Source organism: Cupriavidus yeoncheonensis (assembly GCF_905397275.1).
In the GTDB taxonomy this organism is placed as follows: Bacteria; Pseudomonadota; Gammaproteobacteria; order Burkholderiales; family Burkholderiaceae; genus Cupriavidus; species Cupriavidus yeoncheonensis.
This window is the reverse complement of the sequence record NZ_CAJPUY010000003.1, coordinates 101,772-128,062: the sequence shown is the minus strand read 5'-3', so window position 1 is coordinate 128,062 and position 26,291 is coordinate 101,772. Positions and strand designations below refer to the sequence as shown.

Genomic DNA, 26,291 nt, shown 5'->3' with positions numbered 1-26,291 from the left:
GCCGGTCCGATCGTTTGTCGATGCGGCCGCGAGCCGCGACAGGAGGCATGGATGAGCAAGCGCCAGACAACAACCGCCACGTCCACCACGTCCACCGATGGACCAAGGCGGGCCCGTCAAGTCAGTGCGGAACCCGCGGTGGAACGCGTGCCACGCGCGCGCGGCAAGAACGGCCGCGCCGCGCGTGCGCGCAAGGCGGACTTCGTCGTGATCGGCGGCGGCTCGGCCGGCGTGGCCTGCGCGCGGCGCGCGGCGTCGCACGGGGCCAGCGTCGTGCTGATCGAGCGCGACGAGATCGGCGGCACCTGCGTCAATCGCGGTTGCGTGCCCAAGAAGATGCTGTCGTACGGCGCCAGCTGGGCCGCGATCCTGTCCGGCTGCCTGTCGCATACGGGCGGGCATGAGGACTGGCGCGACGCGATCGTGCGCGTCAATGCGGAAGTGGCGCGGCTGAACGTGGCCTACGCGCAGCGCCTGCTCGAAGCGGGTGTCGACATCATCCGCGGCGACGCCACCGTCACGGCGCCCGATGAAGTGCGCGTGGGCGATGAAGTCATCCGCGCCAAGCGCATCCTGATCGCCACGGGAGCGCGGCCGAAGGCGCTCGACATTCCCGGCGGCGAACTCGCCAGCAATTCCGACGATGTCTTCACGTGGCAGACCTTGCCGGGATCGATCGCCGTGATCGGCGGCGGCTACATCGGCGTGGAGCAGGCCTCGATCCTGTCGCGCTACGGGGTCAAGGTGGAACTGATCGTTGCCGGCGACAGGCTGCTGCCGCATTTCGATGCGGAAATCGCCCAGGCACTGGCGGGCGCGCTCGAAGCCAAGGGCGTGCGGCTGCACCTGAATGCCAGCGTCAACCTGATCAGTCAGGCCAATGGCGCGCTGGAGATCTGCTATCGGCCCGGCAACAAGCCGGGGCAGACCGAATCCGTGCGCGCGCAGGCGGCGTTGGTGGCAGTCGGCCGCGTGTCCAACGTGGACGGCCTCGGACTCGATGCGCTCGGCGTGAAGCTCGGTGACAAGGGCGGCATCAAGGTGGACCGGCAGTTCCGCAGCTCGGTGCGTTCGATCTACGCGATCGGCGACGCGATCGAAGGCCTGCACCTGACGCCGGTGGCAACGTCGCAGGGCCGCTGGCTCGCCGACCGGCTGTTCGGCCGCCGCGGCGAGCGCTCGGACTTCGATTTCGTGCCGACCGCCGTGTTCTGCGAACCGGCGATCGGCGCGGTCGGGCTGACCGAGGCCCAGGCCATCGAAGCGGCCGGCAAGCCCGAGCGCATCCGCACCGTGGTCAAGCGCTTTGTCTCGCTCGAAAACCGCTTCGGCGGCAATTCGCTGCAGTCGGTGTTCAAGCTCGTGCTCAACGCGCGTACCGGGCGCGTGCTTGGCGTACACCTGATGGACAACGCGGCACCGGAGATCGCGCAGGCCATGGCGGTGGCGCTGCGGCTCGGGGTGCGCGAATCGCACCTGGAGACCACGCTGCAGCTGCATCCCACGGTGGCCGAAGAGCTGTTCGGTTGACGGGGCGTGCCTGGCGCGGACCGGGGACAGGGGCCCGTCACTGGCCCTGTTCGCTGACGGGCAGCTTCAGCAGGGCCCTGACGCCCTGCCCCTGCGACCCCTCTGCCAGCTCCACTGTCCCGCCGAACCGCGCCGCCATCTCCCGCGAGATCGCCAGCCCCAGTCCGGAACCCGGTTCGGTGTTGCCCACGCGCCGGTAGAAGCGCGCGAACACCTTCTCGCGCTCGTTGGCGGGAATGCCCGGGCCGTCGTCCTCGACCATCAGGCAGGCGGTCTGGTCGATGCGTTGCGCCGACAGCGTGATACGGCTGCCGCGCGGCGAATACTGGATCGCGTTGTGGACCAGGTTGGCCAGCGCCTCGCGCAGCAGCGCCGCATCGGCGCGCACGGGCAGTTTCAGGCCCGGTGCCGGCTCCCAGCCGAAGTCCTGCTGCTTGCCGCGCGCGAGCGGCAGGTAGTCCAGCGCGACCTGTTCGGCCACGCCGACGGCATCGAAAACGTCGACGGAATCGACCGCCTGCGCGGCGGCTTCGCCATGGTGCTGCCGTACCCGCGCCAGCGCGAGCAGCTGATTGGTCAGCCGCGCGGCCTGCTCCAGTTGCTTGACGATGCCGCCGACCGCTTCGCCGGCGGCCTGCCGGGACGCGGGGTCGTCGCCGCCCGCGCAGAGCTGCCGCTGCGCGAATTCCGCCTGCGTCTTGAGGATGGCCAGCGGCGTGCGCAACTGGTGCGCCGCGTCGGCGATGAACTGCGCCTGCGCCTGCGCCATCGCTTCGGAGCGTGCCACATGCAGGTTCACGGCATCGACCAGCGGGCTCACCTCGATCGGCACGCGGTTGAACGCAAGCGGCGTGAGGTCATCGGGCGAGCGGGCTTCCACGTCGTCGCGTACCCGTCCCAGCGGGCGCAGCACGTAGGTCACGCCGCCGACCAGGATCGCCGCGCTCAGCACGATCAGCAGCAGGTCGCGCGCGAGCGCGCTGCGCCAGACCTTGCCGATCAGCGCGGTGCGCGGCTCGGCGGTCTCGGCGACCTGGATGATGACGCGCATGCGCGCGTCTGGCCGGTACACGGGGCGGGCCATGGCGGCGATGCGCACGGGCTCGCCACGGTAGTCGTCATCGTCGTAGAAGCGCGGCTGGTTGCTGGCGAGCGCGCCCTTGGGCAGCGGCAGGTCGTCGTAGCCGGTGACGGTTTCGATCGTTCCCGCGCGTTCGAGCGAGACCCGGTAGTACACATGGGTCTGCGCCGCGGATTCGAACATCTCCATGGCGGCGTCGGGCAGCGTGAGCTGGACGCTCTCGCCGGCCATGCCGATGGCGTTGTCGATGGTGCGGATCGAGCCGTACAGCGAGCGGTCGTAGGCGGTGTTGGCGGCATCGCGCAGCGTGCCGTAGGTGAGCCATGTGTCGATCGCCATCATGGCCGCCAGCGCCGGCACCAGCAGCAGGAGCAGCTGGCGGCGCAGGCTGCCGCGCCGCCACAGCAGGATCGGGTGCCGCGCGCGCAGGCGCAGCATGCGTGGCCACATGTCAGGTGGCCGGTGTCTCGGGCTCGAGCAGATAGCCGAAGCCGCGCAGCGTGACGATGGTGACGCCGTGCCCGGCCAGCTTCTTGCGCAGGCGGTAGACCAGCACCTCGATGGCGTCGGGGCTGACGTCGGCGTCGAGCGAGAACACCTTGTCGAGCAGCTGGGCCTTGGTGAGCGGCTGGCCGCTGCGCGCGAGCAGCGCACCGAGCAGCGTCGATTCGCGCGGCGTCAGCGCCAGCGGCTGGCCGCCGAGCGTGAAGCCGCGGGTCTCGCCGTCGAACACCAGCGCGCCGCATTGCAGGCGCGGGTGCGCGCGGCCGCGGCTGCGGCGGATCAGCGCCAGGATGCGGGCTTCCAGCTCGGCAATGGCGAAGGGCTTGGGCAGGTAGTCGTCGGCGCCCAGGTTCAGGCCGCGCACGCGTTCGTCCAGCGTGTCCTGCGCGGTGAGGATCAGCACCGGGGTGCGGTCGTCGCGCGCGCGCATGGCCTTGAGCACGGCCAGGCCGTCCTTGCCGGGCAGGCGCAGGTCGAGCACGACGACGTCGTACTCCTCGGCCACCAGCCGTGCCTCGGCCTGCAGGCCGTCGGCCACGTGCTCGATCACGAAGCCGCCCTGCTCCAGCGCGCGGGCCACCCAGCGCGCCAGCTCCACTTCATCTTCCACCAGCAGAATGCGCATGCTGGTTCTCCTCCGGCAGGTTCTGTTCATGCGGTCTACAGGCCGCGGGCGCCTATAATACCCCCGCCCTGCCGTTACTGGCGCGCGCAGCGCCGCCAGTCCACCGTCGCCCCCTCTTGCCGCTCCGCACCATCTTGTCCCAGCGCCTGACGCCGCCATCCGAATCTTCCGTTGCGCAATGCCCGGCTTCGACCCTGCGCCGCCAGCTGCTGGCCGGTGCCGCGCTGGCCCCGCTCGCGGGCGGCACGCTGGCGCAGGACGCCATGCCCGCGCCACCGGCAAGCTATCCGTCCGAGTACGAGGTCACCGTCGCGCGCGCCATGCGCGAGGGCGCGGTCCATGTCTATGCCTCGACCGATCTCGACGCGGCGCAGCCGCTGATCCGCGCGTTCGAGGCGCGCTATCCGGGCATCCGCGTGCGCTACGCGGACCTGAACACGATCGACCTGCACCAGCGCTTCCTGGCGGAGAGCGCGGCGCTCGGCCAGGCCCAGCCGGCACCTGACGCGGCTCATGCCGATGTGCTGTGGAGCACCGCCATGGACCTGCAGATCAAGCTGGTCAATGACGGCTACGCGCAGCGCTACCAGTCGCCCGAACGCAGCGGCCTGCCAGGCTGGGCGGTGTGGCGCGACGAAGCCTGGGGCACGACGTTCGAGCCCGCGGTGATCGTCTACAACCGTAATCACTTCGCCGGGACGAAGCCGCCGGGCAGCCGCAGCGGCCTGGCGCGCCTGCTGCAGGAGCATGCGCCGCGCTGGCGCGGCAAGGTCGTCACCTACGATGTGGAGCGGTCCGGGGTCGGCTACCTGCTGGCGCAGCAGGATGCCCGCATGGGCAGCGAATTCTGGTATCTGGCGCAGGCGCTCGGGCGAGCCCATGCACGGTTGTCGATGTCCACGGCGGACATGATCGAGCGTATCGCCAGCGGCGAATACGTGCTCGGGTACAACCTGCTTGGCTCGTACGCCCTGTCGCTGATGGAGCGCGGCGCCGGCATCGACGTCATCGCGCCGCGCGACTACACGCTGGTGATGTCGCGCGTGGCCTTTATCGCCCGGCGCGCGCCGCGGCCGAACGCGGCGCGGCTGTGGCTGGATTTCCTGCTCTCGCGCGCAGGGCAGACGGTGCTCGGCAGGTCCGCCTCGCAGCTCTACACGGTGCGCACCGATACCGACAGCCCGCACACGGCGGCGGCACTGTCGGAGCGGCTGGGCTACGCGCTCAGGCCGATCAGCGTGGGGCCGGGCCTGCTGGCGGCGCAGGACACGCTGCGCAAACGCGCCTTCCTGGCGCGCTGGCGCGAGGCCATGCGCGGCTGATCCCGCTCAGGGGGGCAGGGGGTCAGGGGGCGCAGTCGCCGTTCTGCCCGGCTTTTTCGCACAGCGTGGACAGTTCCCGGTCCAGTTCGGCCATCGGGCGCGGGACATAGCCCTGGCGCAGCGCGGGCGAATACCTGAGGGTGTCGATGAAGACGTCCGACAGGCGCTCGGCGTTGGCGTCGAGGTCGAAGTCCTGCGGCGAGAACAGCCAGTGCGCGAGCACGCCGCCGATCGCGGCATGGAACGCATTCACGGCCAGGTCCAGGTCCAGGTCGGACGGCAGCTGGCCGCGCTCCAGGGCCAGGCGCAGGTGCTCGCGCATCTTGACGATGCCTTCCTGGTGCGACTGGCGCTGGCGCTCGAAGATGGCGCCGTTGTCCTGCACCATCTCGCACTTGTGGAAGATGATCTCGAACACGCGCCGCCAGCGCGGGTTGACCACGGTCTGGCGCATGACAAAGGCGCAGATGTCGCGGATGCCGCCGAGCGGATCCTCCTGGCGCGCGATGCGCTCGGGGTCGCACAGCGCTTCCACCGGCAGGTTGACGCGGTCGCACATGGCGGCGAACACATCGCTCTTGTTCTTGAAGTGCCAGTAGATCGCGCCGCGCGTGACGCCCGCAGCCTCGGCGATATCCGCCAGCGACGGGCGTGCCACGCCGCGCGCGTGGAACACGGCTTCGGCGGCGTCGAGAATCCGGTGGCGCGTCTCAAGCGCCTCTTCCTTGGTGCGTCTGACCATTTCTATCTCTGGTGCCGGCATGCAGCGCCGGTCCGTTTTGCTCCCCCTGGCGTTGCTGCTTGCGCAGCGGCGCGTGCTGGTGTCCTCCACCGGCGGGTCGTTATCATCACTTCCGGAATCCTGAAGCACTCAGCTGCAGCGAAGACCGGCGCGCATCCTAACGCGTCCGGAAACGCAGCGCATGGATTCAACGCCCGAATTCCGGTTTCGTTGCACACATCCAGCCAAAAAGCGCAAGCGAAGCGCCTGAAACCCCGCTTTGCTGCACAGGCTTAACATACATGCTTGAATGTATATATAATACGCGCTTGTCCGACATCCGGTCCAGCACGTTGGCTTGTGTGTAACGCCGCACCGCCGCCTCTTACTGACCAGTCGGTCATCAATACCATTCGTCAAACAAAAAGCCACATTCGTCGCTTCGTCGTTGTCGTGACGTTTCGTTTGGCTAGCATCACGCTTTCTCCGCTGCCGGGCACGCAGCGGACCGCATCGCGCCCCGGTTGCCCCCGATGACAGGCAGGCATGCCGGGCCGGCGCGGCAGATCTCAAAATTTCATCATGGGGTTATCGATGAGGAAGTCCCAACGTATCCATTGCGTTGCCGTTGCCGCGTTGTCGGCGCTGGCGCTGACCGCTTGTGGCGAGAAGAAGCCCGAAGGCGGCGCCATGCCCCCGCCGGAGGTGGGCGTAGTCACCGTGACGCCGTCGTCCGTCGCCATCGTCAATGAATTGCCGGGCCGCCTGGAAGGCGTGCGCACCGCGGAAGTGCGTGCGCGCGTGGAAGGCATCGTGCTGTCGCGCAACTACACCGAGGGTGGTGAAGTGAAGGCGGGCCAGGTCATGTTCCGCATCGATCCCGCCCCGTACCAGGCCCAGCTGGCCTCGGCCAAGGCGTCGCTGGAGCGTGCCGAGGCCAACGCCGTGTCGGCGCGCCAGAAGGCCGAGCGCTACAAGCCGCTGGTGGCCGCCAACGCTGTCAGCAAGCAGGAATATGACGACGCCGTGGCCGCCGCGGGCCAGGCCAATGCCGATATCGCCTCGGCCAAGGCCGCGCTGACCACCGCGCAGATCAACCTGGGCTACACCACCGTGACCGCCCCGATCAGCGGGCGCGCCGGCCGTGCCCTGGTGACCGAGGGCGCGCTGGTCGGCAAGGGCGAAGCCACCAAGCTGACCGTGGTCGAGCAGGTGGACCCGATCTGGGTGACGTTCACCCAGCCGGCCGCCGAAGTCACGCGCCTGCGCCGCGCGATCGAGTCCGGCGCGGTCAAGGGCGTGAACGGCGGCGCCAAGGTGCACCTGTACGTCGAGGACGGCCGCGAGTACGAACAGACCGGCAAGCTGCTGTTCTCGGACATGACCGTGGACCCGACCACCGGCGCCATCACGCTGCGCGCGCAGTTCGCCAACCCGAAGCGCGAGCTGCTGTCCGGCACCTTCGTGCGCGTGAAGATCGAGCAGGGCGTGGATGAGAACGCCATGACCGTGCCGCAGCGCGCGCTGATCCGCAATGCCCAGGGCGCCAGCGTGCTGGTGGTGGGCAACGACGGCAAGGTGGCCGCGGTGCCGGTCAAGGCGCCGCAGGCGATCGGCGACCGCTGGGTCGTGACCGAAGGCCTCAAGGGCGGCGAGAAGGTGATTGTCGAAGGCCTGCAGAAGGTCAAGGTTGGCGCGCCGGCCAAGGCCGTGCCGTTCCAGCAGGATGGCGCAGCCAAGCCGGCGTCCACGCAGGCTTCGGACCCGCAACCGGCTGCGGACACCAAGGCCGGCGCCAAGGCAGAGGCCCAGGCTGACGCCAAGTCCGACGCCAAGCAAGGCTAAACCCAGCGCATCAGACAGAGGGAGCCAGTTTTATGGCCAAATTTTTCATCGACCGGCCGGTGTTCGCGTGGGTGCTCGCGCTGATCATCGTGCTGGGCGGTCTGCTGTCGATCGCGCAGTTGCCGATCGCGCAGTACCCGAATATCGCACCACCGACGATCTCGGTCACCGCCACCTACCCGGGCGCGTCCGCCAGGACGCTCGAGGATTCGGTCACCTCGGTGATCGAGCAGGAGCTCAACGGCGCGCCCAACCTGCTGTACTACCAGTCGACCAGCGAGTCGTCGGGCCTGGCATCGATCACCATCGCGTTCGCGCCGGGATCGAACGTCGACCTGAACTCGGTCGAAGTGCAGAACCGCCTCAAGCGCGTCGAGGCGCGCCTGCCGGCGGAAGTGCGCCAGCAGGGCGTGCGCGTCGACAAGGCGGGCAACAACTACATGATGTTCCTGACGGTGTCGTCCAAGTCGGGCGCCGCCGATGCCATCCAGCTGGGCAACTACGTCTCGTCGCAGGTGATCGACTCGATCCGCCGCGTGCCGGGCGTGGGCCAGGCCGACCTGTTCGGCACGGAATACGCCATGCGCGTGTGGCTGGACCCGTCCAAGCTGACCGGCTTCAACCTGACGCCGCTTGACGTCACCGCCGCGGTGCAGGAGCAGAACATCCAGGTCGCCGTGGGCGAACTCGGCGGCACGCCCTCGCCCAAGGGCACGGAGCTGAACGCCACCGTCACGACCGAAAGCCGCCTGACCACGCCCGAGCAGTTCGGCAACATCCTGCTGCGCACGAACCCGGATGGTTCCTCGGTCCGCATCAAGGACGTGGGCCGCGTGGAACTGGGCGGTGCCGATTACTCGACGCTCGCCCGCACCAACGGCAAGCCGTCGGCGGCCATCGCCATCAAGCTGGCCCCGACCGGCAACGCGCTGGCCACGGCCACCGCGGTGCGCGCCAAGATGGAAGAACTGTCCAAGTACTTCCCGGCGGACTACCAGTACAGCGTGCCTTACGACACGTCGGCCTTCGTCAAGATCTCGATCGAGGAAGTGATCAAGACCCTGCTCGAAGCCGTGGTGCTGGTGTTCCTGGTGATGTACCTGTTCCTGCAGAACTTCCGCGCCACGCTGATCCCCACGCTGGTGGTGCCGATCGCGCTGCTGGGTACGTTCGGCGCGCTGCTCGCGTTCGGCTTCTCCATCAACGTGCTGACCATGTTCGGCATGGTGCTGGCGATCGGCATCCTGGTGGACGATGCGATCGTCGTGGTGGAAAACGTCGAGCGCATCATGAGCGAGGAAGGACTCTCGCCACGCCAGGCCACGCGCAAGGCCATGGGCCAGATCACGGGCGCCATCATCGGCATTACGCTGGTGCTGACCGCCGTGTTCATCCCGATGGCGTTCTTCTCGGGTTCGGTGGGCAACATCTACCGCCAGTTCTCGCTGTCGCTGATTGCGTCGATGGCGTTCTCGGCGCTGCTCGCGCTGACGCTGACGCCGGCCCTGTGCGCAACGCTGCTCAAGCCGGTCGAGGCAGGCCACCACCACGAGAAGAAGGGCTTCTTCGGCTGGTTCAACCGCACCTTCGCGCGTGCCTCCACCAGCTACCAGGGCGTGGTGGGCCGCATCCTCGCGCGTAGCGGGCGCTACCTGATCATCTATGCCGTCATCATCGTCGGCGTGGTGGTGCTGTTCAAGCGCCTGCCCTCGTCGTTCCTGCCTGACGAAGACCAGGGCTACATGATCACCGTGGTGCAGCTGCCCAACGGCGCGACGCAGGACCGTACCATCGGCGTGCTCAAGCAGATCGAGGACTACTACCTGCAGAAGGAAAGCAAGGTGGTGGACCAGATGATCACGGTGGCGGGCTTCTCGTTCTTCGGCCGCGGCCAGAACGGCGGTATCGCGTTCGTGCGCCTGAAGGACTGGAAGGAGCGCACCGGCGCCAACGAGACCGCGCAGGCGCTGGTGGGCCGTGCATTCGGCGCACTGTCGTTCATCAAGGACGCCATCATCTTCCCGCTGAACCCGCCGGCGATTTCCGAGCTGGGCAACTCCTCGGGCTTCGACTTCCGCCTGCAGGACCGCTCGGGCCAGGGCCACGCCAAGCTGATGGAAGCGCGCAACATGATGCTCGGCATGGCGGCCAAGAACCCGGTGCTGGTGGGCGTGCGCCCCGAAGGCCAGGAAGACGCGGCGCAGCTGCAGATCGACATCGACCGCGAGAAGGCCAAGGCGCTGGGCGTGACGGTGGCGAACATCAACTCGACGCTGTCGATTGCGTTCGGCTCCAACTACGTCAACGACTTCATCTATGAAGGCCGCGTGCGCAAGGTGATCGTGCAGGCAGAAGGCGCGGACCGCCGCCTGCCCGACGACCTGACCAAGCTGCGCGTGCGCAACAGCAACGGCGACATGGTGGCGTTTGCCGCGTTCGCGACCTCGAAGTGGGTCATGGGCTCGCCGCGCCTGGAGCGCTACAACGGCATGCCGGCGGTGAAGATCGCGGGCCAGGCCGCGCCGGGCCACAGTACCGGTGAAGCCATGCGTGCGATGGAGGATGCCTTCGCCAAGCTGCCGCCGGGCTTCGGCTACGAGTGGTCGGGCCAGTCGTACGAAGAGCGCCTTGCGGGCTCGCAGGAGCCGATGCTCTACACGCTGTCGCTGATCATCGTGTTCCTGTGCCTGGCCGCGCTGTACGAGAGCTGGTCGATCCCGTTCTCGGTGCTGCTGGTGGTGCCGCTCGGCGTGCTCGGCGCGCTGCTCGGCGTGACGCTGCGCGGCATGCCCAACGACGTGTACTTCAAGGTGGGCCTGATCGCCACCATCGGCCTGTCGGCGAAGAACGCGATCCTGATCGTGGAATTCGCCAAGGACCTGCAGGCCCAGGGCAAGGGCCTGATCGAAGCCACGCTGGAAGCGGTGCACCTGCGTTTCCGTCCGATCCTGATGACGTCGATGGCGTTCATCCTGGGCGTGCTGCCGCTGGCGATCGCCACCGGCGCGGGCTCGGGCAGCCAGCGCGCCATCGGTACCGGCGTGATGGGCGGGATGATCACGGCCACCGCGCTGGCGATCTTCCTGGTGCCGGTCTTCTTCGTCGTGGTGCGCAAGCGCTTCAAGGGCAGCGAGCGCCAGCACGAGTTCGAACGTGCGCGCCTGACCACAGCGCAGGAGGACAACTGATATGACCAAGACACTGACCACACTGCTGCTGGTGGCCGGCGTTCTGACGGGCTGCACGCTGGCGCCGAAGTATGAGCGTCCGGTGCCGCCGGTGGCGGCCGGCTTCCCGGCCGCGCCGGAAGGCTATGCCACCGCCGAAGTGAAGAGCGGCGAGACGCGCCGCGCCACCGACATCGGCTGGCGCGAGTTCTTCCGCGACCCGCGCCTGCAGGTGCTGATCGCGACCTCGCTGGAGAACAACCGCGACCTGCGCCAGGCCGCGCTGCGCATCCAGGAAGCGCGCGCGCAGTACCAGATCCAGCGTGCCGACCTGCTGCCCACGGTGAATGCGAACGCCGGCTATACCCGTGCCAGCACCAACGCCGCCACGGGGGTATCGGTGCTGGGCCAGCCTGCGGTATCGGAGCTCTACTCGGCCAGCCTCGGCATCTCGGCCTACGAACTGGACTTCTTCGGCCGCGTGCGCAGCCTGTCCAACGCCGCGCTGGCACAGTACTTCTCGACCGAAGAGGCGCACCGTTCGGCCTATATCTCGCTGGTGTCGGAAGTGGCCAAGGCCTACCTGTCCGAGCGCTCCTTCGCCGAGCAGTACGAGATTGCGCGCGATACGCTCAAGGCACGCGAGAGCACCTACGGGCTGGCCAAGCAGCGCTTCGACGTCGGCGCGACATCGGCACTGGACCTGCGCGACAACGAGTCGCTGGTGGCACAGGCACGCGTCGCGGCGGCGGAGCTGGCGCGCCAGCGCGCCCAGGCGCAGAACGCGCTCGAAGTGCTGGTGGGCAAGCCCATTGGCGCCATCGAGAACCTGCCGCAGCCGATGCGGCTGTCGGATGAACGCATCATCAGCGACATCCCCGAAGGCCTGCCTTCGGACATGCTGGAGCAGCGTCCCGATATCCGCCAGGCCGAGCAGCAGTTGCTGTCCGCCAACGCGAACATCGGCGCGGCGCGCGCGGCGTTCTTCCCGCGCATCACGCTGACCACCAGCATCGGCACCATCAGCCCGACGTTCTCGAACCTGTTCGATGCCGGCACCAAGGCGTGGTCGTTCGCGCCGCAGCTGACGCTGCCGATCTTCGACTACGGCCGCAACAAGTCCAACCTGGACCTGGCCAACGTGCGCAAGAACATCCAGGTCGCCAACTACGAGAAGACCATCCAGACGGCCTTCGCGGAAGTGGCCGACGCGCTGGTGGCGCGTGGCACGCTGGAAGACCAGGTATCGGGCCAGGAGCAGGTACGCAATGCCGAGGCGGCGCGCTATGAACTGGCGCGCATGCGTTTCCGCAGCGGCGTGGCCAGCTACCTGGACGAGCTCGATGCACAGCGTCAGCTGTTCACCGCGGAGCAGGCGCTGGTGCAGGCGCGGCAGCTGCGGCTGAACAACTCGATCGATCTGTATCGCTCGCTTGGCGGGGGCCTGAAGGAGACCGGCGAAGTGGCGCAGGCACCGGCCCCGGCCGTACCGGCGGGGACCGTCACGCAGTAAGGCTTGCCCCGGCTGGCTGATGAGCGGCGCACTTCGGTGCGCCGTTTTTTTTGTCGGGGCGCAATTGTGCCGATAATGTGGTGTCACCCATCCGTCGGCGCCGATCCAACTCCCAAGCCCCATGCATATCCGCTGGCTCGAAGATTTCATCTGCCTCGCCCAGGCCGGCAGCCTCGCGCGCGCGGCCGAGCTGCGCAACGTGACGCCGCCGGCGTTCGGGCGGCGCATGCAGGCGCTGGAAGTGTGGGCCGGCGCGCCGCTGATCGACCGCAGCGCGTTCCCGGTGCGGCTGACCCCGGAGGGGCGCCAGTTCCTGGAAGCCGCGCAAAGCGCCCTGCAGACGCTGGAAGACGCGCGCCTCGCGCTGCGCACGGCGCATCGTGCCGATGCCAGCACGCTGACCATTGCCACGGGCAAGACGCTCGCGCGCTCGATGGTGCCGGCATGGCTCGCCGGCCTGCGCCACACGCTGCGCAACGACAAGGCCGCTGCCGGCTTCCGCACACGGCTGTCCACCTTCCCGATGCACGACGCGCTCGCGATGTTCACCGAGGGCGATGCCGATTTCCTGCTGTGCTACAGCCCGCCGGATATTCCCGTCATGCTCGACGATGCGCGCTACCGCTTCCACATGGTGGGCGTGGAGCGCCTGGTATGCGTGAGCGCCGCCGACGCGCGCGGCGCGCCGCAGTTTCGGCTCCATGCGGGCAAGAGCGGCGCCGGCACGGCCCCCACGCCGATGATCGCCTATGCCGACAGCCTGACGCTCGGCCGCATGGTCAACCAGGAGATCGCGCGCCGCAAGCTGGCCGGCCGCCTCGACGTGATCGCCGTCAGCGACTTCGCCGAGTCCGTGCACGAGATGGTGCGCCAGCGCATGGGCCTGGCCTGGCTGCCCGCGGGGCTGATTGCGGACGACCTCCACGCCGGGCGCCTGGTGCGCGCCACCACCGGCCGCGGCGCGGATGAGGCCGACCTCGCACTCGAGATCCGCCTGTACCGCCAGCGCGCGCCGATGCGGCCACTGGCGGAGGCGTTCTGGGATGCGGCCATTGGCGGCGCACAGGGCTGAGGCATTGGGCTGAGGCATTGCCAAAACGGCAAGCCCCCTTGCCAAAGCCGCAATCCGCCGCCGCGCACCGTCTCTAACATCGGGCCAGCGTCATCCCCATTCCAATTATCCGATCCGAGCCATGACCACGAAGACCCTGCTGCGCGCGGCCGCCGCCGCCACCCTCGCCTTCTCCGCGCTTGCCGCCCATGCGTCCGGCTGGCCGGCCAAGCCGATCACGCTGGTGGTCGGCTACACCGCCGGCGGCAGCGTCGACCTGGTGGCGCGCACGGTCGCGCCCGAACTGGGCAAGCGCCTGGGCCAGAGCGTGGTCATCGAGAACCTGGGCGGCGCCGGCGGCACCATCGGCGCGTCCAAGGTGGTCAAGGCCGAGGCGGACGGCTATACGCTGCTGATGGGCTCGGGCAGTGAAGTGTCCATTGCCCGCCTGACCAATCCGGCCGTGCGCTACGACGGCGAGAAGGACCTGGCGCCGATCACCTTCGTCGGCACGCAGCCGATGGTGCTGGTCGGCAAGACTTCGCTGCCGGCGAAGAACGCCGCGGAGCTGATGGCGCTGGCCAAAGAGCAGCCGGGCAAGCTGTCGTATGCCTCGTCGGGCGTGGGCACGCCACTGAACCTGGCGGGCGAGCTGATCAAGCAGCAGGGCCACGTCAACATCACGCACGTACCATACAAGGGCGCCTCGGCCATGGCGACCGACCTGCTCGGCGGCCAGATCGACCTGGCGGTGATGGTGCTGTCCTCGGCGCTGCCGCATATCCAGGCCGGCCGCGTGAAGGCCTACGGCGTGACGGAGGCCAGGCGTTCCGGCGTGGCGCCGAACGTGCCGGCGCTGGCGGAAACCCCGGCGCTCAAGGGCGTGGACATGGGCGTCTGGTTCGGCCTGATGGGCCCGGCCGGCACGCCGCGCGCCGTCATCGACCGCCTCAACACCGAGATGCAGGCCGTGCTCGCCATGCCTGACGTGAAGAAGAAGCTGGCCGAGGCCGGCGTGGAAGTGGCCCCGGCCAACCCGGCCCAGTTCGGCGCGTTCATCAAGCGCGAGACCGGCCGCTACCGCACCATCGTTCAGACCGCCGGCATCCACGAATAAGCCGCGAACAAGCCGCAAACAAGCCGCGAACAAGCCGGCACCCAGCAGGACATCTCAGCATGACCCAAGCTCCCCTTACCCTCGACGCCTACCCCGTCGAGGTCGAATTCCCGGATATCCGCCCGTATGCCGACGGCAACTGCGGCATTCCTTACGTGTTCACGTTCGACAGTGGCGTACCCGGCCCGCACGTGATGATCAATGCGCTCACGCACGGCAATGAGGTGTGCGGTGCCATCACCGTCAAGGGCTTGCTCGACGCCGGCGTGACGCCGCGGCGTGGCCGCATGACGCTGGCGTTTGCCAACGTGGACGCCTATCAGCGCTTTGATCCGGCGCGGCCGGATGCATCGCGCTTTGTCGACCAGGACTTCAACCGCGTCTGGACCGCTGCGGTGCTGGATGACGCCGGCCGTGATTCGTCCGAACTGCGCCGCGCACGCGCCATGCGGCCGGTGATCGATACCGTGGACCTGCTGCTCGATCTGCACTCGATGCATGAGAAGAGCCACCCGCTGATCGTCTCCGGCCCGCTCGACAAGGGCATCGCGCTGGCCCGCCAGCTTGGCGCGCCGGCGGACGTGATCGTCGACGAAGGCCATCCGGAAGGCCGCCGCATGCGCGACTACGCGGACTTCGGCGACCCGGCCAGCGCGCGCAATGCGCTGCTGATCGAATGCGGCCAGCACTGGGAAGCCGCCGCCGTCACGGTTGCGCGCGACAGCGCCGCACGCTTTCTGATCCATGCGGGTGTGATCGATGCGCAGGACACGCCGGCGGGCTGGCTGCAGCCATTGCCGGCCGCGCAGCGCGTGGTGCGCGTGACGGAGCCGGTGGTGGCCAGCAGCATGGACTTCCGCTTCGCCGGCCCCTATACCGGGCTGGAGACGTTCGCGCGAGCCGGCACCGTGATCGGCTGGCGCGAGGGCGAGCCGGTGGTCACGCCTTACCCGAACTGCGTGCTCGTCATGCCCTCGCTGCGGCAGCTGCGGCCCGGCGTGACCGTGGTGCGGCTGGGTCGGCTGGAGGAGTGAGCGCTCAGGAAGTGAGCGCTCAGGATGCGGCGGCGGTGTTCGCTGCCGGCGCGGCCACGGGCGTGCCGGCCGGCGGAGGCGGCGGGGGCAGCATGCCGGGGAACAGCTGTTCCACCAGCGTATCGAGCGTCTTCTGCGGCATGACGAAGTTGCTCAGATTGATCCCGCCGGCGCCGCGGTTGGCGCTGTAGACCGCCTTGCCCGCGCGCGCGCCGTTCTGGTACACGGTGATGTCCACGCTGTTCAGGTACGTCATCCAGAACCACGCGCTTCTGGCCGAGTACGTGGCCACCAGCGGGCACGACACCACGGGCGCGTACGGCGGCAGCAGCTTCACTTCGAAATTGCGCGCCTGCAGCGACGCGCGGAACGCGTCGAGATACTCATTGCCGCTCACCGGGTTCGCCACCACGCACAGCAGCGCGCCATTGGCGCCGTAGCTGCCACGCGGACCCGTCGCGGCCTGGCTGCCGGCGGGGACCTGGAAGGCGCCGAGCGGGTCGGCCTGCTCGGGCCGGTCCACGGGCATCACGGCCTGGTAGGTGGAGCAGCCGGTAATCGTCAGGCCCAGCGCGGCGGCCAGCAGTGCTTTGTTCATGGAGTGTCCTGGATGGCTTCCCGGAGCCGCTGTTCGCGGCAGGCGGAGCATCGGTAGCGTATCCGTCCACTGTATGCGCCGGCGGGGCGCGTTAAAGCCAGGAACAGAGGCGCAAAACGGGCGCTGCCCGCCGGTTGCGCCCGTCGCGTGGCACTTCAGCCGCCCGCGACGGGCTGCGCCAGGCGCCCGACCAGGATCAGCAGGAACGCCGCCAGGCACAGGCCGATCACGGCAATCTGCAAGCGCCCAACGGGCTTGCCTTGCAGGAAGGTCTGGCTGATGAAAGTCGGCGACACCAGCCCGACCACGGTGGCGATCAGGATGAGGAGGGCAAGGACGGAGAGGAGGGTCTGCATGTTGTTGGCTCGGTCGGCCGCTTGGTTGGCCGCTTGGTTTGCCTAGTCGGCCGCTCAGTTGGCGCCGCCGCGCAACAGGCAATCGCTCAGCAACGGCGTGCCGTCGGACAGGCCCGCGCCGTTGCATTCCACGGCTACCTTCTGCCCGCGCCGGACCATGGTGGCGCGTGCTTCCACTTCGCACACGCGGCCGGCAGGTCCGCAGATCTGCCGGCGCAGCAGCTGTGCGCGCACGGCCACGTTAGGGTCGTTGGTGCGGATATCGACAAAGACATTGTCTGCCTCGCCGCGCCGCACGCCGCTGGCCACGCCTTCGACGATGATGTACTTGCCGAGGTATAGGTCATCGGCCGCACCGGGGTTGTCGCGGTAGTCAGTCAGGAGGGCATCGGCCTGGTACTGGGGCAGCCGGTCGGCCGGACGGTCCGGGTCGATGCTCACCGGATCGAGCGTGCCGTTGCGCGGCACGCCGCGCACATCGCTGGCGGCCGGTCCGGTGGCGGGGGCCGTCTCAGCCGTCGCGGGATCCTGGATCTGGCCAGTGTTATTGCCTGCGAACCAGAGCATGCCAAGGACAGCCACGGCGACGACGGCGATGAGGATCTGCTGGGTACGGTTCATCATCTGGAAATTCCTGCTTGAAATGGTTGGCCGGCGCCTGGCGGCGGCCGCTATCCCCTGCCCCGCTGGCAAAAGGTTTCGATGGCGGCCACGGCGTGATCCACGCCGCGTTCCGCCCGGATGGCAGCGCCGAGCGCCGCGGCCTTTTCGCGCACGTCGGGCCGTTGCGTGAAGGCGAGCATCGCCGCAAGCTTGCCCGCGTCGATATCATGCCCGGCGACATGGCGTGGCGCCACGCCAAGCGCCGCCAGCCGGCCAGCCCAGAAGAACTGGTCGCCGGCGAAGGGCAGCACGATCGACGGCACGCCGGCCGCCGCGACCGCGTGCGTGGTGCCGGCGCCACCGTGATGGATGGCCGCGCTCACGCGCGGCAGCAGCCAGTCGTGCGGCGTGGCGCCGATCACATGGAAGTTCGGCGGCAGCGCCGCCACATCGATGCCGCTCCAGCCCGGATAGAACAGCGTGCGCCGCCCGTCCAGCGTCTGCACCAGCGCGCGCACCACCTTGTCGCGGTCAAAGCCGGCCATGCTGCCGAAGCCCACGTAGACCGGCGGCTCGCCCGCAGCCAGGAAGTCCTGCAACGCGGCGGGCGCCTGCCAGCCATCCTGCGCAGGCAGTGTCCATGCGCCGCAGACCAGCCAGTCCGCATGCCAGTCGCGCGGGCGCGGCACCAGGTGCGGTGAAATGCCGTAGAGCGACGGGAAGTCCTGCCACATCGCCTTGCGCGGCGCGAGCCCGAACTGTGCCTGCCGGCCCGCGTTGATGGCGGGCCGGAACATGCGCCACAGCACGTGGTTGATCAATTGGTGGGTGGCCCGGTTGACCCAGCCCGGCAGGCGCCACGGCGGCAGGAATGCCGACGGGAAATCGCGTGTCGGCGACAGCGGGAACATGGCGGCGGCGATGGCGGGTTTGCCCAGTGCATCGCCCACCGCCATGCCGACATAGGCGGCCAGCCCCGAGAAGACGATGGCATCGCGCTCGCGCATTGCGGTGGCCAGTTGCGCCATCCATTGCGCGGTATTGTCCTCCGCAATGCGCGCGAAGGCACGCGTGGCCTCGCTGACATTGCCGCCTTCGGTCATCAGCTTGTGCAGCGCGCCGCCCGGCGCCAGCGTGGCCTGGATGTCGCCGGCCAGTGCCTCGAACGCCAGGTCATGCCCGGCGGCCAGCGCCCCGGCCGACCGTTCCCCGAGCATCAGCACATCATGGCCGGCCGCGCGCAGCCCCGCGCCGAGCGCGACGATGGGGCGGCAGTCACCCTGGGTGCCGAAGGTGATGAGGGTCAGGCGCATGCGGTGGAAGGTGTCGGGATTGGCGGCTTGCGGCTTGCGCGGATGGCGCAGGCGCGCCGGCCCGATAGTGTACCCGCATGACATGGGACGGCCGGGCCACGCGGAAATCCTGCCAAAGACTCGCCGGCCCGCGCAAAATGGGGCTTCGGGTCATCCACGGGGACCGACGCCATGACCGCACCGATCACGCTTGTCCTGTTCGACATGGAAGGGGTACTGACCCACTATGACCGTGCGGCGCGGGCGGAGCACCTGGCCGCAACCACCGGCCGGTCACCGGAGCAGGTACGCCACGCCATCTGGGGATCGGGGCTCGAAGCGCGTGCCGATGCCGGCGAGATCGGCGATGACGAGTACCTGAGCGAACTCGGCCAACTGCTGGGCTGCCATGTCGGTCGTGCCGACTGGCTGGCCTCTCGCCGCGCATCGATCACGCCCAACGCCGAAACACTGGCGCTTGCGGCCCGGCTGTCCGGCCGCCACCGGATCGCCATACTCACCAACAACTGCCGGCTGGTGACGGACCATATCGACTACCTGAATCCGGCGGTGGCCCGGTTGTTCGGCAGGCACGTTTATCCCTCCGCCGCGTTCGGTGCGACCAAGCCGGATGCGCAAGCCTATTTGGGCTGCATCGGCCAGCTCGGCTGCGATGCCTCGCACACGCTGTTCATCGACGACACGGAAGCCAACGTCGATGGGGCAATTGATGCCGGCCTGCTCGGGTACAGGTTTGTGGGGGCGGACGCGTTGTCGGGTGACCTGGTGCGGAGGCAGTTGATATAGCGCTTCGGGCCAGATGGCGACGCCCAAGGTCCTGACCGTGCCTTGCGCTGTCATCGTGACAAAATGACGGCATTGAAAGCGAAATCGAATGGTGACTGCGATGGCGACTTTAACCGTACGCAATCTCCCCGACGAAACCCACCGCGCATTGCGAATACTGGCAGCCGCGCATGGACGTAGCACGGAGGCCGAGGTCCGCGACATTCTGGCGCGCGCCGTGAACCCCTCGGGGCGGGTGAGGATGGGCGATGCACTGGCCGAACTCGGGCATCGCCTGGGGCTGACCAATGCCGACGTGGAGGCGCTCGAACAGACCCGTGACCGGACGCCTGCAAGTCCGCCGGGGCTTTGTTCCGGTGATTGATCCCTGGAAGACTACTTCCCAATACAAAACCGCGTAAAAATCGTCCCCAACAGATCATCACTGGTGAACTCACCGGTGATGCTGTTCAGATGCTCCTGCGCCAGCCGCAGCTCCTCGGCGAACAGATCCAGCGCTTGAGCCTGCCGCTCGCTTTGCTCGGCGGCCACGTCAAGATGCGATTGCGCCTGCCGCAGTGCCGTCAGGTGCCGCTCGCGCGCGAGGAACGTGCCTTCGTTGCCCGACTGCCAGCCGACCAGCCGCAGCAGTTCCTTGCGCAGCAGTTCGATGCCTGAGCCGGTGCGCGCGGAGATCCAGATCTCGGTGGGGTTGGGGCCGTTGGCGGCGACCACGTGCGGGCGGTTGCCGTTGAACATCATGCCGCCCACGGTCGGCGCGACGTCGATCTTGTTGACCACGCGCACGATCGGCGCGCCGGGCGGCAGCTGGCCGCTCAGGCGGTCGTCGATGGCATCGTCGATCTCCGACAGGCCGTGGCGCAGGTAGTCGGTGGCATCGACCAGATGCAGCACGATATCGGCGCGGCGGATCGCGTCCCATGTGCGTTCGATGCCGATGCGCTCGACCTCGTCCGTGGCCTCGTCGCGCAGCCCGGCGGTGTCGATGATATGCAGCGGGATGCCTTCGATCTGGATGGTTTCCTTGACGCGGTCACGCGTGGTGCCGGCAATCGGCGTGACGATGGCCAGCTCGGCGCCGGCCAGCGCGTTCAGCAGCGATGACTTGCCCACATTGGGCTGGCCCGCCAGCACCACCGACAGGCCTTCGCGCAGCAGCGCGCCCTGCCGGGCCTGTGCGAGCACGTTGCCCAGGTCCTTGCGGATGGTGGCGAGCTGGCCGCGCGCGTCGGAGGCCTCCAGGAAATCGATTTCCTCTTCCGGGAAATCCAGCGTGGCTTCCACCAGCATGCGCAGGTGGATGACCTTCTCCACCAGCGTGTGGATGGCGCCGGAGAACTCGCCTTCCATCGACCGGGCCGCGGAACGCGCGGCGGCTTCGGTGCTGGCCTCGATCAGGTCGGCCACGGCTTCGGCCTGGGCCAGGTCTAGCTTGTCGTTGAGGAAGGCGCGGCGCGTGAACTCGCCGGGCTCGGCCAGGCGCAGGCCGGTCTCGTGGCCGGCCTGCAGGCAACGCGCGAGCAGCATCTGCATGACGACCGGCCCGCCGTGGCCCTGCAACTCCAGCACCTCTTCTCCGGTGTACGAATTCGGCCCCGGGAAGTACAGCGCAAGGCCATGGTCGATGACCTTGCCCTCGCCGTCCAGGAACGGCAGGTAGGTGGCGTGGCGCGGCTTGAGCGCCTGGCCGCAGATGGCGTGCATGACCGGGCGCACATCCGGGCCCGACACGCGCACCACGCCGATGCCGCCGCGTCCGGGTGCGGTGGCAATGGCGGCGATTGGGGGCAGGTTGGCAGTCATGGCGCTATTGTCTCAGATCGATGTGGGCGGGGTCGGTGGCGTGCCTTGCCGGGCGCATGGCACGGAGAAAGCGGTGAACCGGCAAGGCGTGCGGCTTTCTTGCGTCTTCACGCAGCGTCGGGTCCGGCGTCTTGTTCCTGCAGCGGTACGCCCAGGCATTCGGACATCAGCCGGCGCGCGACGCTCTCATCGACCACGCCGCCCAGCCTGACCTGCCGCCGGACCAGCTTGTGATGCAGGCGCCTGGTCTTTTGCTTCGGCAATATGGGCGCGAGCGCCTCAATCGCGTAGCGCAGCCGTTTGCCCGCGATGCGCTGGCGGTGCAGGGCCCGCAGGCCGTCATGGCGTGCCGCGAGGGCGCGCCGCCGCAACGTCTTGCGCGCTTTGCGCACGCGCGTGCGGGCGAAGGGCCCAAGGCTGCCGCTGCCATCGTCGGTGTGTAGCGGGAGGTGAGCCAGGTCCCGGTGCAGGGCCGGCAGCGGGTCGTCGCGATACTGGGCCAGCCGGGTCAGCATGGTCTCGCGCGCGAGGCGGCGGCGCGTGCGTGCCGTGTCGGCCACGGCATGGAGGATCGAGTCGCCGGGCTGGCGCTCCAGTGCCGGCTGGACGGTCTCGACCATGAACACATCCCAGTCGCGCACCTCGCCTGCCGCGTCGGCCAGCGCACGCAGGTCCTGCTTCCACCGCTGCGCGATGCCCGGCGGCAGCAGCGGCCCAAACACCCACAACACCGCGCGAAGGTGGCGTGCGCCGACGCGCAACGCATGCACGTCCTCCGCCTCGTCGCGCTGCAACAGGTTGACGATGCAGTCTTCGATGCGGCGCAGGCCGGTCTCGCCGAGCGCGGCGAAGGCCGCGGCCGGACGCGTCTTGTGGCGCAGCCTCGGGGTGGAGTGAGCGTTCATGGCAATGGCGTCTCGACATTCGGCGAGGGGCGGGACGCACGTTCAAGTGTAGGCGATACGGCACGTCGGCAAGGGTGCGGTGCGTCGCGCCCGCCGCTTGGCGGATTGACAGCGCCGCCCCTTCACGCTGCAATGCGCGCACAGGCGACCACAGCGCGAGGGACACCATGTCGACCGAACAGGAACGGCAGTTATTGCGTGAGACCATCGAGGCCGGCTTTCGCCAGGCGGCTTTTGTCAGTGACGTCGGCATCATGCTGGTCGATTGCGGGCCCGGCTGGTGCGAATCCGGACTGGCCGTCACGGCGCGCCATCTTCAGCACGGCGGCGTGGTGCACGCGGGCGTTCAGGCCACCATGGCCGACCACACCGCCGGCGCGGCGGCCACGACCATCCTCGAAGCCGGCCGCCACGTGGTGACCGCCGAGTTCAAGATCAACCTGCTGCGCGCCGTGCGCAGCGAGCGGTTGCGCTGCCGCGCCGACGTGCTCAAGTCGGGCCGGTCCATCATCGTGGTCGAGGCCGATGTCTTTGCCGACGTGCATGGTGAACCCGTCCTGGTCAGCCGGCTCAATGCCACCATGAGCGTCATCGACCTGGCCTGAATCGCCCAGTCCTCATCTCCCCAAAGGAAGCGAACATGATTGACCACACCGGTGTGAACGTCAGCGACTACGGCCGCAGCAAGGCCTTCTATACCGCAGCGCTGGGCGCGATCGGCATCGTGCCGCTCATGGAAATTCCGGCCAGCGTGACGGGCTCGGTCGACGTGGCCGGTTTCGGACCGCCGGGCAAGCCGGAGTTCTGGATCCACGCTGGCACGCCCAACCAGCCGCCGCTGCATGTGGCGTTCCGCGTCGATACGCGGGCGGCGGTGGACGCCTTCTACCAGGCCGCGATGGCCGCGGGCGGGCGCGACAACGGCGCGCCCGGTGTCCGCGCGCATTACCACCCGGGCTACTACGGCGCATTCGTGCTGGATCCGGACGGCCACAATATCGAGGCCGTCTGCCACAAGCCTGGCTGAGCCTCAGCGCGTCGCCACAATGAACAAGCGCGGGAACGGCAGCAGTGCCGAACCATCGGGCAGCGCCGGGTAGGCCTTGGCGATCTCTGCTTCATATCGCGCGAGGTAGGCCGCCCGCTCGGCATCATCGAGCGGCTGGATGAACGGCCGCAGGCCGCTGCCCTTGAACCACTCCACGATCGCGTTCGCGCCGCCGGCCAGCGGGTGGTGGTAGACCGTCAGCCACACATCCACGCGCGCGCAGTGCGGGCGCAGCAGCTCGTAGTACCAGCGCGCCGAAGCCCGCGCCGCGCGGGCATTGCTGGCCGCGGCCAGCTTGCCGGCCCATGGGCCGTTCGCGGCGGTCTCGCGCATCAGCCGGTGCGCGGGTTCTTCCAGGTTGTCCGGCATCTGCACGGCCAGCGTGCCGCCGGGCGACAGTTTCTGCACCAGCGCGGGAAACAGTGTGGCGTGGTCCGGCACCCACTGCAGCACGGCATTGGCCAGGATCACGTCGTACGGGCCCGGATCATTCCACGCCGCGATGTCCGCCAGGCCGAACTGCACGTCCGGCAGGCGCTTGCGCGCGGCTTCGATCATGTCGTCCGAGCTGTCCATGCCGGTGATCGACGCACCGGGGTAGCGCGCCATCAGGACCTCGGTGGAGTTGCCAGGGCCACAGCCGATGTCCACGGCCGTGCGGATCATCTGGTTCGGGATGGCGGCCACCAGGTCGCGCACCGGCCGCGTGCGTTCATCTTCAAAGGCAACGTATTGATTGGCGGACCACGTCACGGATATCTCCTCGGGAACGGGGCATCACCGGATGCCCAAAACAAAAAAGCCCGGTGTCTCCACCGGGCTTGCATCAAACCTTCATCATCGCCTGCGATCAGCTCTTGGCCGCCACAGCCGCCTTGCCCTTGCCGAGCATGCGGTTGATCTGCCATTGCTGGGCGATCGACAGGACGTTGTTCACTACCCAGTACAGCACCAGGCCGGCCGGGAAGAAGAAGAACATGAACGAGAACACCAGCGGCATGATCATCATGACCTTGGCCTGGACCGGGTCCGGCGGGGTCGGGTTCAGCTTGGTCTGCACGAACATCGATGCAGCCATCACGATCGGCAGGATGTAGAACGGATCCGGCACCGACAGGTCATGGATCCAGCCCAGCCACGGCGCGCCGCGCATTTCCACCGACGACAGCAGCACCCAGTACAGCGCGATGAACACCGGGATCTGGATCACGATGGGCAGGCAGCCGCCGAGCGGGTTGACCTTCTCGGTCTTGTACAGCGCCATCATCTCCGCGTTCATCTTCTGCGGATCGCCCTTGTGGCGTTCGCGCATGGCCGTCATGCGCGGCTGCAGGTCCTTCATCTTGCCCATGGACTTGTAGCTTGCGGCCGACAGCGGGAAGAACACCAGCTTGATCAGCACCGTCAGCGCGATGATCGACCAGCCCCAGTTGTTCAGGAAGCCGTGCAGCTTTTCCAGCAGCCAGAACAGCGGCTTGGCCAGGATGGTCAGCCAGCCGTAGTCCTTCACCAGTTCCAGGCCCGGGGTGATCTTCTCGAGCATGCGCTCTTCCTGCGGGCCGGCGAACAGGCGCGCATCGGTCGTCACCGTGGCACCCGGGGCGATCTGGCCCAGCGGCTGCTGGATGCCCACGCGGTACAGGTTCGGGTCGATCTGCTGGACGTAGAAGCTGTGCTCCTTGCCGGCCTGCGGAATCCAGGCCGAGGCAAAGTAGTGCTGCACCATCGCCACCCAGCCACTGGTGGTGGCGGCCGGCGTGCTGGCCTTGCCCTTGGCGATGTCTTCGAACGTGATCTTGTGGTACTTGTCCGCGTCCGTGTAGATGGCCGGGCCGGTGAAGGTGCTGTAGAACTGCGACTGCTCCACCTTGCTGCCGTCACGCGCCAGTTCCATGTACAGCGTCGGCGAGACCGGCGCGGTGCCTTCGTTGGTCACGGCAAAGCGCGTGTCCACCACGTAGCTGCCCTTGTGGAAGATGTAAGTCTTCGCGAACTTCACGCCGTTCTTGTCGGCGGTCAGCGTGACTTCCAGCTTGTCGGCACCGTCCAGCGTGCGCGGGCCGGGGGTGGCCGTGAACACGGTGGTGTGGTTCGGCAGGTCGCCGCCGATCAGGCCGGAGCGGGCCAGGTAGGTGCGCGTGGTGTCGCGCTCGAACAGCACCACCGGCTTGCCGTCCTTCTCGTGCTCGTTGAGCAGTTCCAGGCGCGACAGGATGCCGCCGGCGGTGTCGATCTCGGCGCGCACCTCGTCGGTGGTCACGATGATCTTCTCGCCGGAGGGCTGGGCGGCTGCCTGAGGGGCAGCGCCCGGGGCTGCCGGAGCGGCGGCGCCTGCGGTGGCGTTGGCCTTGGGCACATCGCCCTGGGCTGCGCCGGCGGCGGGCGCCGAGGCGGCCTGCTGCTGCGTCGCGCTCGGGAAGAACATCGACGCGTGGCCGTTGGCGCGCTGCCAGTTGTCATAGAGCAGCACGAGGGCCATCGAGAAGATGACCCAGAGGATAGTGCGTTTGATATCCATGTCTCGCTATGGTCGGGGAATTCAGGGTCGTGGGAGACGGACGGTGACAGGCCTGTGGCCTGTCGCGGGATGGGCAAACTTGCCCGTTTGTGCCGTTTCCGCTTCCGCACCCGGCACGGGATCATACCCGCCTTGTGCGAAAGGATGGCAACGACATAGCCGGCAGGCCGCCATCCAGCTGCCGCGCGCGGCGCCATGACGGATGACGGCGTCGCGGGCGTAGTCGGAACAGGTAGGCCAGAAGCGGCACCGCGAGCCCAGGTACGGGCTCAGAGCGATCTTGTAGATGCGCAGCAGGGCTAGCAGGATTCGCTTCATGGCTGGGAGCGGTCAGGTCGGAAGGCCCTTGGGCTGTTCTGGCGAGGCCGATGGTGAAGGCGGTGGCTGAGGCGGCAACGGCCGGGCGGCCACTTCCAGCAGGCTGGAAATCTCCGTCAGGCACGCGTGTCGGACTGCCGCGCGGCTGGTAAATTCCGCGCGCGGAAACTTTGTCTGCAAGCGCAGCAGCACGTCGCGCCCGCCAAGCTGGTCTTGCCGCTGGCGGAACAGCTCGCGCGCCATGCGCTTGACCAGGTTGCGCTCGGCCGCGCGCGGTGCGAACTTCTTGCCCACGACCACGCCCAGCCGGGCTTCGGCCCGGCCGTTGGCGCGCACATAGAGCACGAAGTGCGGACTGCGCTTGCGCGGCCGCAAAGCAAAAACGGATGAAAACTCATCCGTCTTTGTCAGCCTCGCGGCTTTGGGAAAGGCAAAGGTAGACACGCTTGGCAAAGCTAGCGGGAACACTGCAGCCTGCGGCAAGCTACCGGCCATCCGGAACGCGAGGCGGTTGGCATGGACGGCGTTGCCAC

25 protein-coding genes are annotated in these 26,291 nt (G+C 68.3%); 12 read left to right on the top strand and 13 right to left on the bottom strand.

Translation table 11 applies throughout. From position 1 onward, the window contains the following. Positions 1 to 51: 51 nt before the first annotated feature. Positions 52 to 1,530 carry a dihydrolipoyl dehydrogenase family protein gene (locus KHO22_RS05040; protein ID WP_211946007.1) on the top strand — a complete coding sequence of 493 codons (1,479 nt, stop codon included), beginning with the start codon at positions 52 to 54 and terminating at the stop codon, positions 1,528 to 1,530. Between the two features lie 37 nt (positions 1,531 to 1,567). On the opposite strand, the gene KHO22_RS05035 is transcribed toward KHO22_RS05040, so the two are convergent. Both KHO22_RS05035 and KHO22_RS05030 read right to left on the bottom strand, forming a co-directional pair. Then, on the bottom strand, positions 1,568 to 3,061 hold the full coding sequence (locus tag KHO22_RS05035) for a sensor histidine kinase (protein WP_211946006.1): 1,494 nt from the start codon (positions 3,059 to 3,061) through the stop codon (positions 1,568 to 1,570). Between the two features lies 1 nt (position 3,062). Then, positions 3,063 to 3,740, bottom strand: coding sequence for a response regulator (locus tag KHO22_RS05030; RefSeq protein WP_211946005.1), 678 nt, complete (start codon positions 3,738 to 3,740; stop codon positions 3,063 to 3,065). 263 nt (positions 3,741 to 4,003) lie between these two features. On the opposite strand from KHO22_RS05030, the gene KHO22_RS05025 reads away from it, so the two are divergent. After that, entirely contained in the window at positions 4,004 to 5,062 is a 1,059-nt protein-coding gene (locus KHO22_RS05025; RefSeq protein WP_230426750.1) for an ABC transporter substrate-binding protein, read from the top strand. Positions 5,063 to 5,084: 22 nt separating this feature from the next. Here the strand turns inward: KHO22_RS05025 and KHO22_RS05020 are convergent, their stop codons facing one another. Beyond that, entirely contained in the window at positions 5,085 to 5,804 is a 720-nt protein-coding gene (locus tag KHO22_RS05020) for a TetR family transcriptional regulator (protein WP_211946004.1), read from the bottom strand. 573 nt (positions 5,805 to 6,377) lie between these two features. Here KHO22_RS05020 and KHO22_RS05015 point away from each other — a divergent pair. The 6 genes from KHO22_RS05015 to KHO22_RS04990 all read left to right on the top strand — a co-directional run bounded on the left by KHO22_RS05015 (position 6,378) and on the right by KHO22_RS04990 (position 15,510). Continuing rightward, positions 6,378 to 7,628, top strand: coding sequence for an efflux RND transporter periplasmic adaptor subunit (locus tag KHO22_RS05015; protein ID WP_211946003.1), 1,251 nt, complete (start codon positions 6,378 to 6,380; stop codon positions 7,626 to 7,628). A 32-nt stretch (positions 7,629 to 7,660) separates the two neighbouring features. After that, positions 7,661 to 10,816, top strand: a complete 3,156-nt coding sequence (locus KHO22_RS05010; RefSeq protein ID WP_211946002.1) for an efflux RND transporter permease subunit — start codon at positions 7,661 to 7,663, stop codon at positions 10,814 to 10,816. Position 10,817: 1 nt separating this feature from the next. Then, a complete protein-coding gene (locus tag KHO22_RS05005) occupies positions 10,818 to 12,308 on the top strand; it encodes an efflux transporter outer membrane subunit (RefSeq protein ID WP_211946001.1) in 1,491 nt (496 codons plus the stop codon). A gap of 121 nt (positions 12,309 to 12,429) precedes the next feature. Beyond that, a complete protein-coding gene (locus tag KHO22_RS05000; RefSeq protein ID WP_211946000.1) occupies positions 12,430 to 13,380 on the top strand; it encodes a LysR family transcriptional regulator in 951 nt (316 codons plus the stop codon). Positions 13,381 to 13,501: 121 nt separating this feature from the next. Next, positions 13,502 to 14,476, top strand: a complete 975-nt coding sequence (locus KHO22_RS04995) for a Bug family tripartite tricarboxylate transporter substrate binding protein (protein ID WP_211945999.1) — start codon at positions 13,502 to 13,504, stop codon at positions 14,474 to 14,476. Positions 14,477 to 14,535: 59 nt separating this feature from the next. Then, entirely contained in the window at positions 14,536 to 15,510 is a 975-nt protein-coding gene (locus tag KHO22_RS04990) for a M14 family metallopeptidase (RefSeq protein WP_211945998.1), read from the top strand. 19 nt (positions 15,511 to 15,529) lie between these two features. Here the strand turns inward: KHO22_RS04990 and KHO22_RS04985 are convergent, their stop codons facing one another. The 4 genes from KHO22_RS04985 to KHO22_RS04970 form a co-directional block, all read right to left on the bottom strand. Continuing rightward, complete coding sequence (locus KHO22_RS04985; protein WP_211945997.1) at positions 15,530 to 16,108, bottom strand: Sbal_3080 family lipoprotein; 579 nt, start codon at positions 16,106 to 16,108, stop codon at positions 15,530 to 15,532. 155 nt (positions 16,109 to 16,263) lie between these two features. After that, complete coding sequence (locus KHO22_RS04980) at positions 16,264 to 16,464, bottom strand: hypothetical protein (protein ID WP_211945996.1); 201 nt, start codon at positions 16,462 to 16,464, stop codon at positions 16,264 to 16,266. Positions 16,465 to 16,518: 54 nt separating this feature from the next. Then, positions 16,519 to 17,088 (bottom strand): OB-fold putative lipoprotein, encoded by a 570-nt coding sequence (locus KHO22_RS04975; RefSeq protein WP_211945995.1) that lies wholly within the window; start codon positions 17,086 to 17,088, stop codon positions 16,519 to 16,521. Positions 17,089 to 17,135: 47 nt separating this feature from the next. Further along, a complete protein-coding gene (locus KHO22_RS04970) occupies positions 17,136 to 18,380 on the bottom strand; it encodes a glycosyltransferase (protein WP_211946229.1) in 1,245 nt (414 codons plus the stop codon). Between the two features lie 171 nt (positions 18,381 to 18,551). Here KHO22_RS04970 and KHO22_RS04965 point away from each other — a divergent pair, with 171 nt between their 5' ends. Together KHO22_RS04965 and KHO22_RS04960 are read left to right on the top strand one after the other, a co-directional pair. Further along, on the top strand, positions 18,552 to 19,166 hold the full coding sequence (locus KHO22_RS04965; protein WP_211945994.1) for an HAD family hydrolase: 615 nt from the start codon (positions 18,552 to 18,554) through the stop codon (positions 19,164 to 19,166). A gap of 100 nt (positions 19,167 to 19,266) precedes the next feature. After that, the gene (locus KHO22_RS04960; RefSeq protein ID WP_211945993.1) at positions 19,267 to 19,530 is read left to right on the top strand and encodes a FitA-like ribbon-helix-helix domain-containing protein; all 264 of its coding nucleotides are present in this window, start codon (positions 19,267 to 19,269) and stop codon (positions 19,528 to 19,530) included. 11 nt (positions 19,531 to 19,541) lie between these two features. On the opposite strand, the gene mnmE is transcribed toward KHO22_RS04960, so the two are convergent. Next, positions 19,542 to 20,969, bottom strand: coding sequence for a tRNA uridine-5-carboxymethylaminomethyl(34) synthesis GTPase MnmE (mnmE, locus tag KHO22_RS04955; protein ID WP_211945992.1), 1,428 nt, complete (start codon positions 20,967 to 20,969; stop codon positions 19,542 to 19,544). A gap of 107 nt (positions 20,970 to 21,076) precedes the next feature. Beyond that, positions 21,077 to 21,874 carry a CHAD domain-containing protein gene (locus tag KHO22_RS04950; RefSeq protein ID WP_211945991.1) on the bottom strand — a complete coding sequence of 266 codons (798 nt, stop codon included), beginning with the start codon at positions 21,872 to 21,874 and terminating at the stop codon, positions 21,077 to 21,079. 167 nt (positions 21,875 to 22,041) lie between these two features. Here KHO22_RS04950 and KHO22_RS04945 point away from each other — a divergent pair, with 167 nt between their 5' ends. Beyond that, on the top strand, positions 22,042 to 22,479 hold the full coding sequence (locus KHO22_RS04945) for a PaaI family thioesterase (protein ID WP_211945990.1): 438 nt from the start codon (positions 22,042 to 22,044) through the stop codon (positions 22,477 to 22,479). A 35-nt stretch (positions 22,480 to 22,514) separates the two neighbouring features. After that, positions 22,515 to 22,901 carry a VOC family protein gene (locus KHO22_RS04940; protein WP_211945989.1) on the top strand — a complete coding sequence of 129 codons (387 nt, stop codon included), beginning with the start codon at positions 22,515 to 22,517 and terminating at the stop codon, positions 22,899 to 22,901. A gap of 3 nt (positions 22,902 to 22,904) precedes the next feature. Here the strand turns inward: KHO22_RS04940 and tam are convergent, their stop codons facing one another. From tam to rnpA, 4 genes are all read right to left on the bottom strand, one after another. Then, positions 22,905 to 23,675, bottom strand: a complete 771-nt coding sequence (tam, locus tag KHO22_RS04935) for a trans-aconitate 2-methyltransferase (RefSeq protein WP_211945988.1) — start codon at positions 23,673 to 23,675, stop codon at positions 22,905 to 22,907. A gap of 97 nt (positions 23,676 to 23,772) precedes the next feature. Continuing rightward, positions 23,773 to 25,440 carry a membrane protein insertase YidC gene (gene yidC, locus KHO22_RS04930; RefSeq protein WP_211945987.1) on the bottom strand — a complete coding sequence of 556 codons (1,668 nt, stop codon included), beginning with the start codon at positions 25,438 to 25,440 and terminating at the stop codon, positions 23,773 to 23,775. A gap of 21 nt (positions 25,441 to 25,461) precedes the next feature. Beyond that, positions 25,462 to 25,758, bottom strand: a complete 297-nt coding sequence (gene yidD, locus KHO22_RS04925) for a membrane protein insertion efficiency factor YidD (RefSeq protein WP_211945986.1) — start codon at positions 25,756 to 25,758, stop codon at positions 25,462 to 25,464. Between the two features lie 12 nt (positions 25,759 to 25,770). After that, the gene (gene rnpA / locus KHO22_RS04920; RefSeq protein WP_420839579.1) at positions 25,771 to 26,253 is read right to left on the bottom strand and encodes a ribonuclease P protein component; all 483 of its coding nucleotides are present in this window, start codon (positions 26,251 to 26,253) and stop codon (positions 25,771 to 25,773) included. Positions 26,254 to 26,291: the final 38 nt, after the last annotated feature.

What these genes read in the sequence shown, in the direction of transcription:
- KHO22_RS04965 (WP_211945994.1), top strand. Translation starts at nt 18,552, where the DNA reads ATGACCGCACCGATCACGCTTGTCCTGTTCGACATGGAAGGGGTACTG.
- KHO22_RS04945 (WP_211945990.1), top strand. Translation starts at nt 22,042, where the DNA reads ATGTCGACCGAACAGGAACGGCAGTTATTGCGTGAGACCATCGAGGCC.
- KHO22_RS04980 (WP_211945996.1), bottom strand. Translation starts at nt 16,464, where the DNA reads ATGCAGACCCTCCTCTCCGTCCTTGCCCTCCTCATCCTGATCGCCACC.
- KHO22_RS05020 (WP_211946004.1), bottom strand. Translation starts at nt 5,804, where the DNA reads ATGGTCAGACGCACCAAGGAAGAGGCGCTTGAGACGCGCCACCGGATT.
- KHO22_RS05000 (WP_211946000.1), top strand. Translation starts at nt 12,430, where the DNA reads ATGCATATCCGCTGGCTCGAAGATTTCATCTGCCTCGCCCAGGCCGGC.
- KHO22_RS04975 (WP_211945995.1), bottom strand. Translation starts at nt 17,088, where the DNA reads ATGATGAACCGTACCCAGCAGATCCTCATCGCCGTCGTCGCCGTGGCT.
- rnpA (WP_420839579.1), bottom strand. Translation starts at nt 26,253, where the DNA reads ATGGCCGGTAGCTTGCCGCAGGCTGCAGTGTTCCCGCTAGCTTTGCCA.
- KHO22_RS04950 (WP_211945991.1), bottom strand. Translation starts at nt 21,874, where the DNA reads ATGAACGCTCACTCCACCCCGAGGCTGCGCCACAAGACGCGTCCGGCC.
- KHO22_RS05010 (WP_211946002.1), top strand. Translation starts at nt 7,661, where the DNA reads ATGGCCAAATTTTTCATCGACCGGCCGGTGTTCGCGTGGGTGCTCGCG.
- KHO22_RS04985 (WP_211945997.1), bottom strand. Translation starts at nt 16,108, where the DNA reads ATGAACAAAGCACTGCTGGCCGCCGCGCTGGGCCTGACGATTACCGGC.
- KHO22_RS04970 (WP_211946229.1), bottom strand. Translation starts at nt 18,380, where the DNA reads ATGCGCCTGACCCTCATCACCTTCGGCACCCAGGGTGACTGCCGCCCC.
- KHO22_RS05035 (WP_211946006.1), bottom strand. Translation starts at nt 3,061, where the DNA reads ATGTGGCCACGCATGCTGCGCCTGCGCGCGCGGCACCCGATCCTGCTG.
- KHO22_RS04995 (WP_211945999.1), top strand. Translation starts at nt 13,502, where the DNA reads ATGACCACGAAGACCCTGCTGCGCGCGGCCGCCGCCGCCACCCTCGCC.
- yidD (WP_211945986.1), bottom strand. Translation starts at nt 25,758, where the DNA reads ATGAAGCGAATCCTGCTAGCCCTGCTGCGCATCTACAAGATCGCTCTG.
- KHO22_RS05030 (WP_211946005.1), bottom strand. Translation starts at nt 3,740, where the DNA reads ATGCGCATTCTGCTGGTGGAAGATGAAGTGGAGCTGGCGCGCTGGGTG.
- KHO22_RS05040 (WP_211946007.1), top strand. Translation starts at nt 52, where the DNA reads ATGAGCAAGCGCCAGACAACAACCGCCACGTCCACCACGTCCACCGAT.
- KHO22_RS05025 (WP_230426750.1), top strand. Translation starts at nt 4,004, where the DNA reads ATGCCCGCGCCACCGGCAAGCTATCCGTCCGAGTACGAGGTCACCGTC.
- KHO22_RS04990 (WP_211945998.1), top strand. Translation starts at nt 14,536, where the DNA reads ATGACCCAAGCTCCCCTTACCCTCGACGCCTACCCCGTCGAGGTCGAA.
- KHO22_RS05005 (WP_211946001.1), top strand. Translation starts at nt 10,818, where the DNA reads ATGACCAAGACACTGACCACACTGCTGCTGGTGGCCGGCGTTCTGACG.
- KHO22_RS04960 (WP_211945993.1), top strand. Translation starts at nt 19,267, where the DNA reads ATGGCGACTTTAACCGTACGCAATCTCCCCGACGAAACCCACCGCGCA.
- KHO22_RS04940 (WP_211945989.1), top strand. Translation starts at nt 22,515, where the DNA reads ATGATTGACCACACCGGTGTGAACGTCAGCGACTACGGCCGCAGCAAG.
- KHO22_RS05015 (WP_211946003.1), top strand. Translation starts at nt 6,378, where the DNA reads ATGAGGAAGTCCCAACGTATCCATTGCGTTGCCGTTGCCGCGTTGTCG.
- yidC (WP_211945987.1), bottom strand. Translation starts at nt 25,440, where the DNA reads ATGGATATCAAACGCACTATCCTCTGGGTCATCTTCTCGATGGCCCTC.
- mnmE (WP_211945992.1), bottom strand. Translation starts at nt 20,969, where the DNA reads ATGACTGCCAACCTGCCCCCAATCGCCGCCATTGCCACCGCACCCGGA.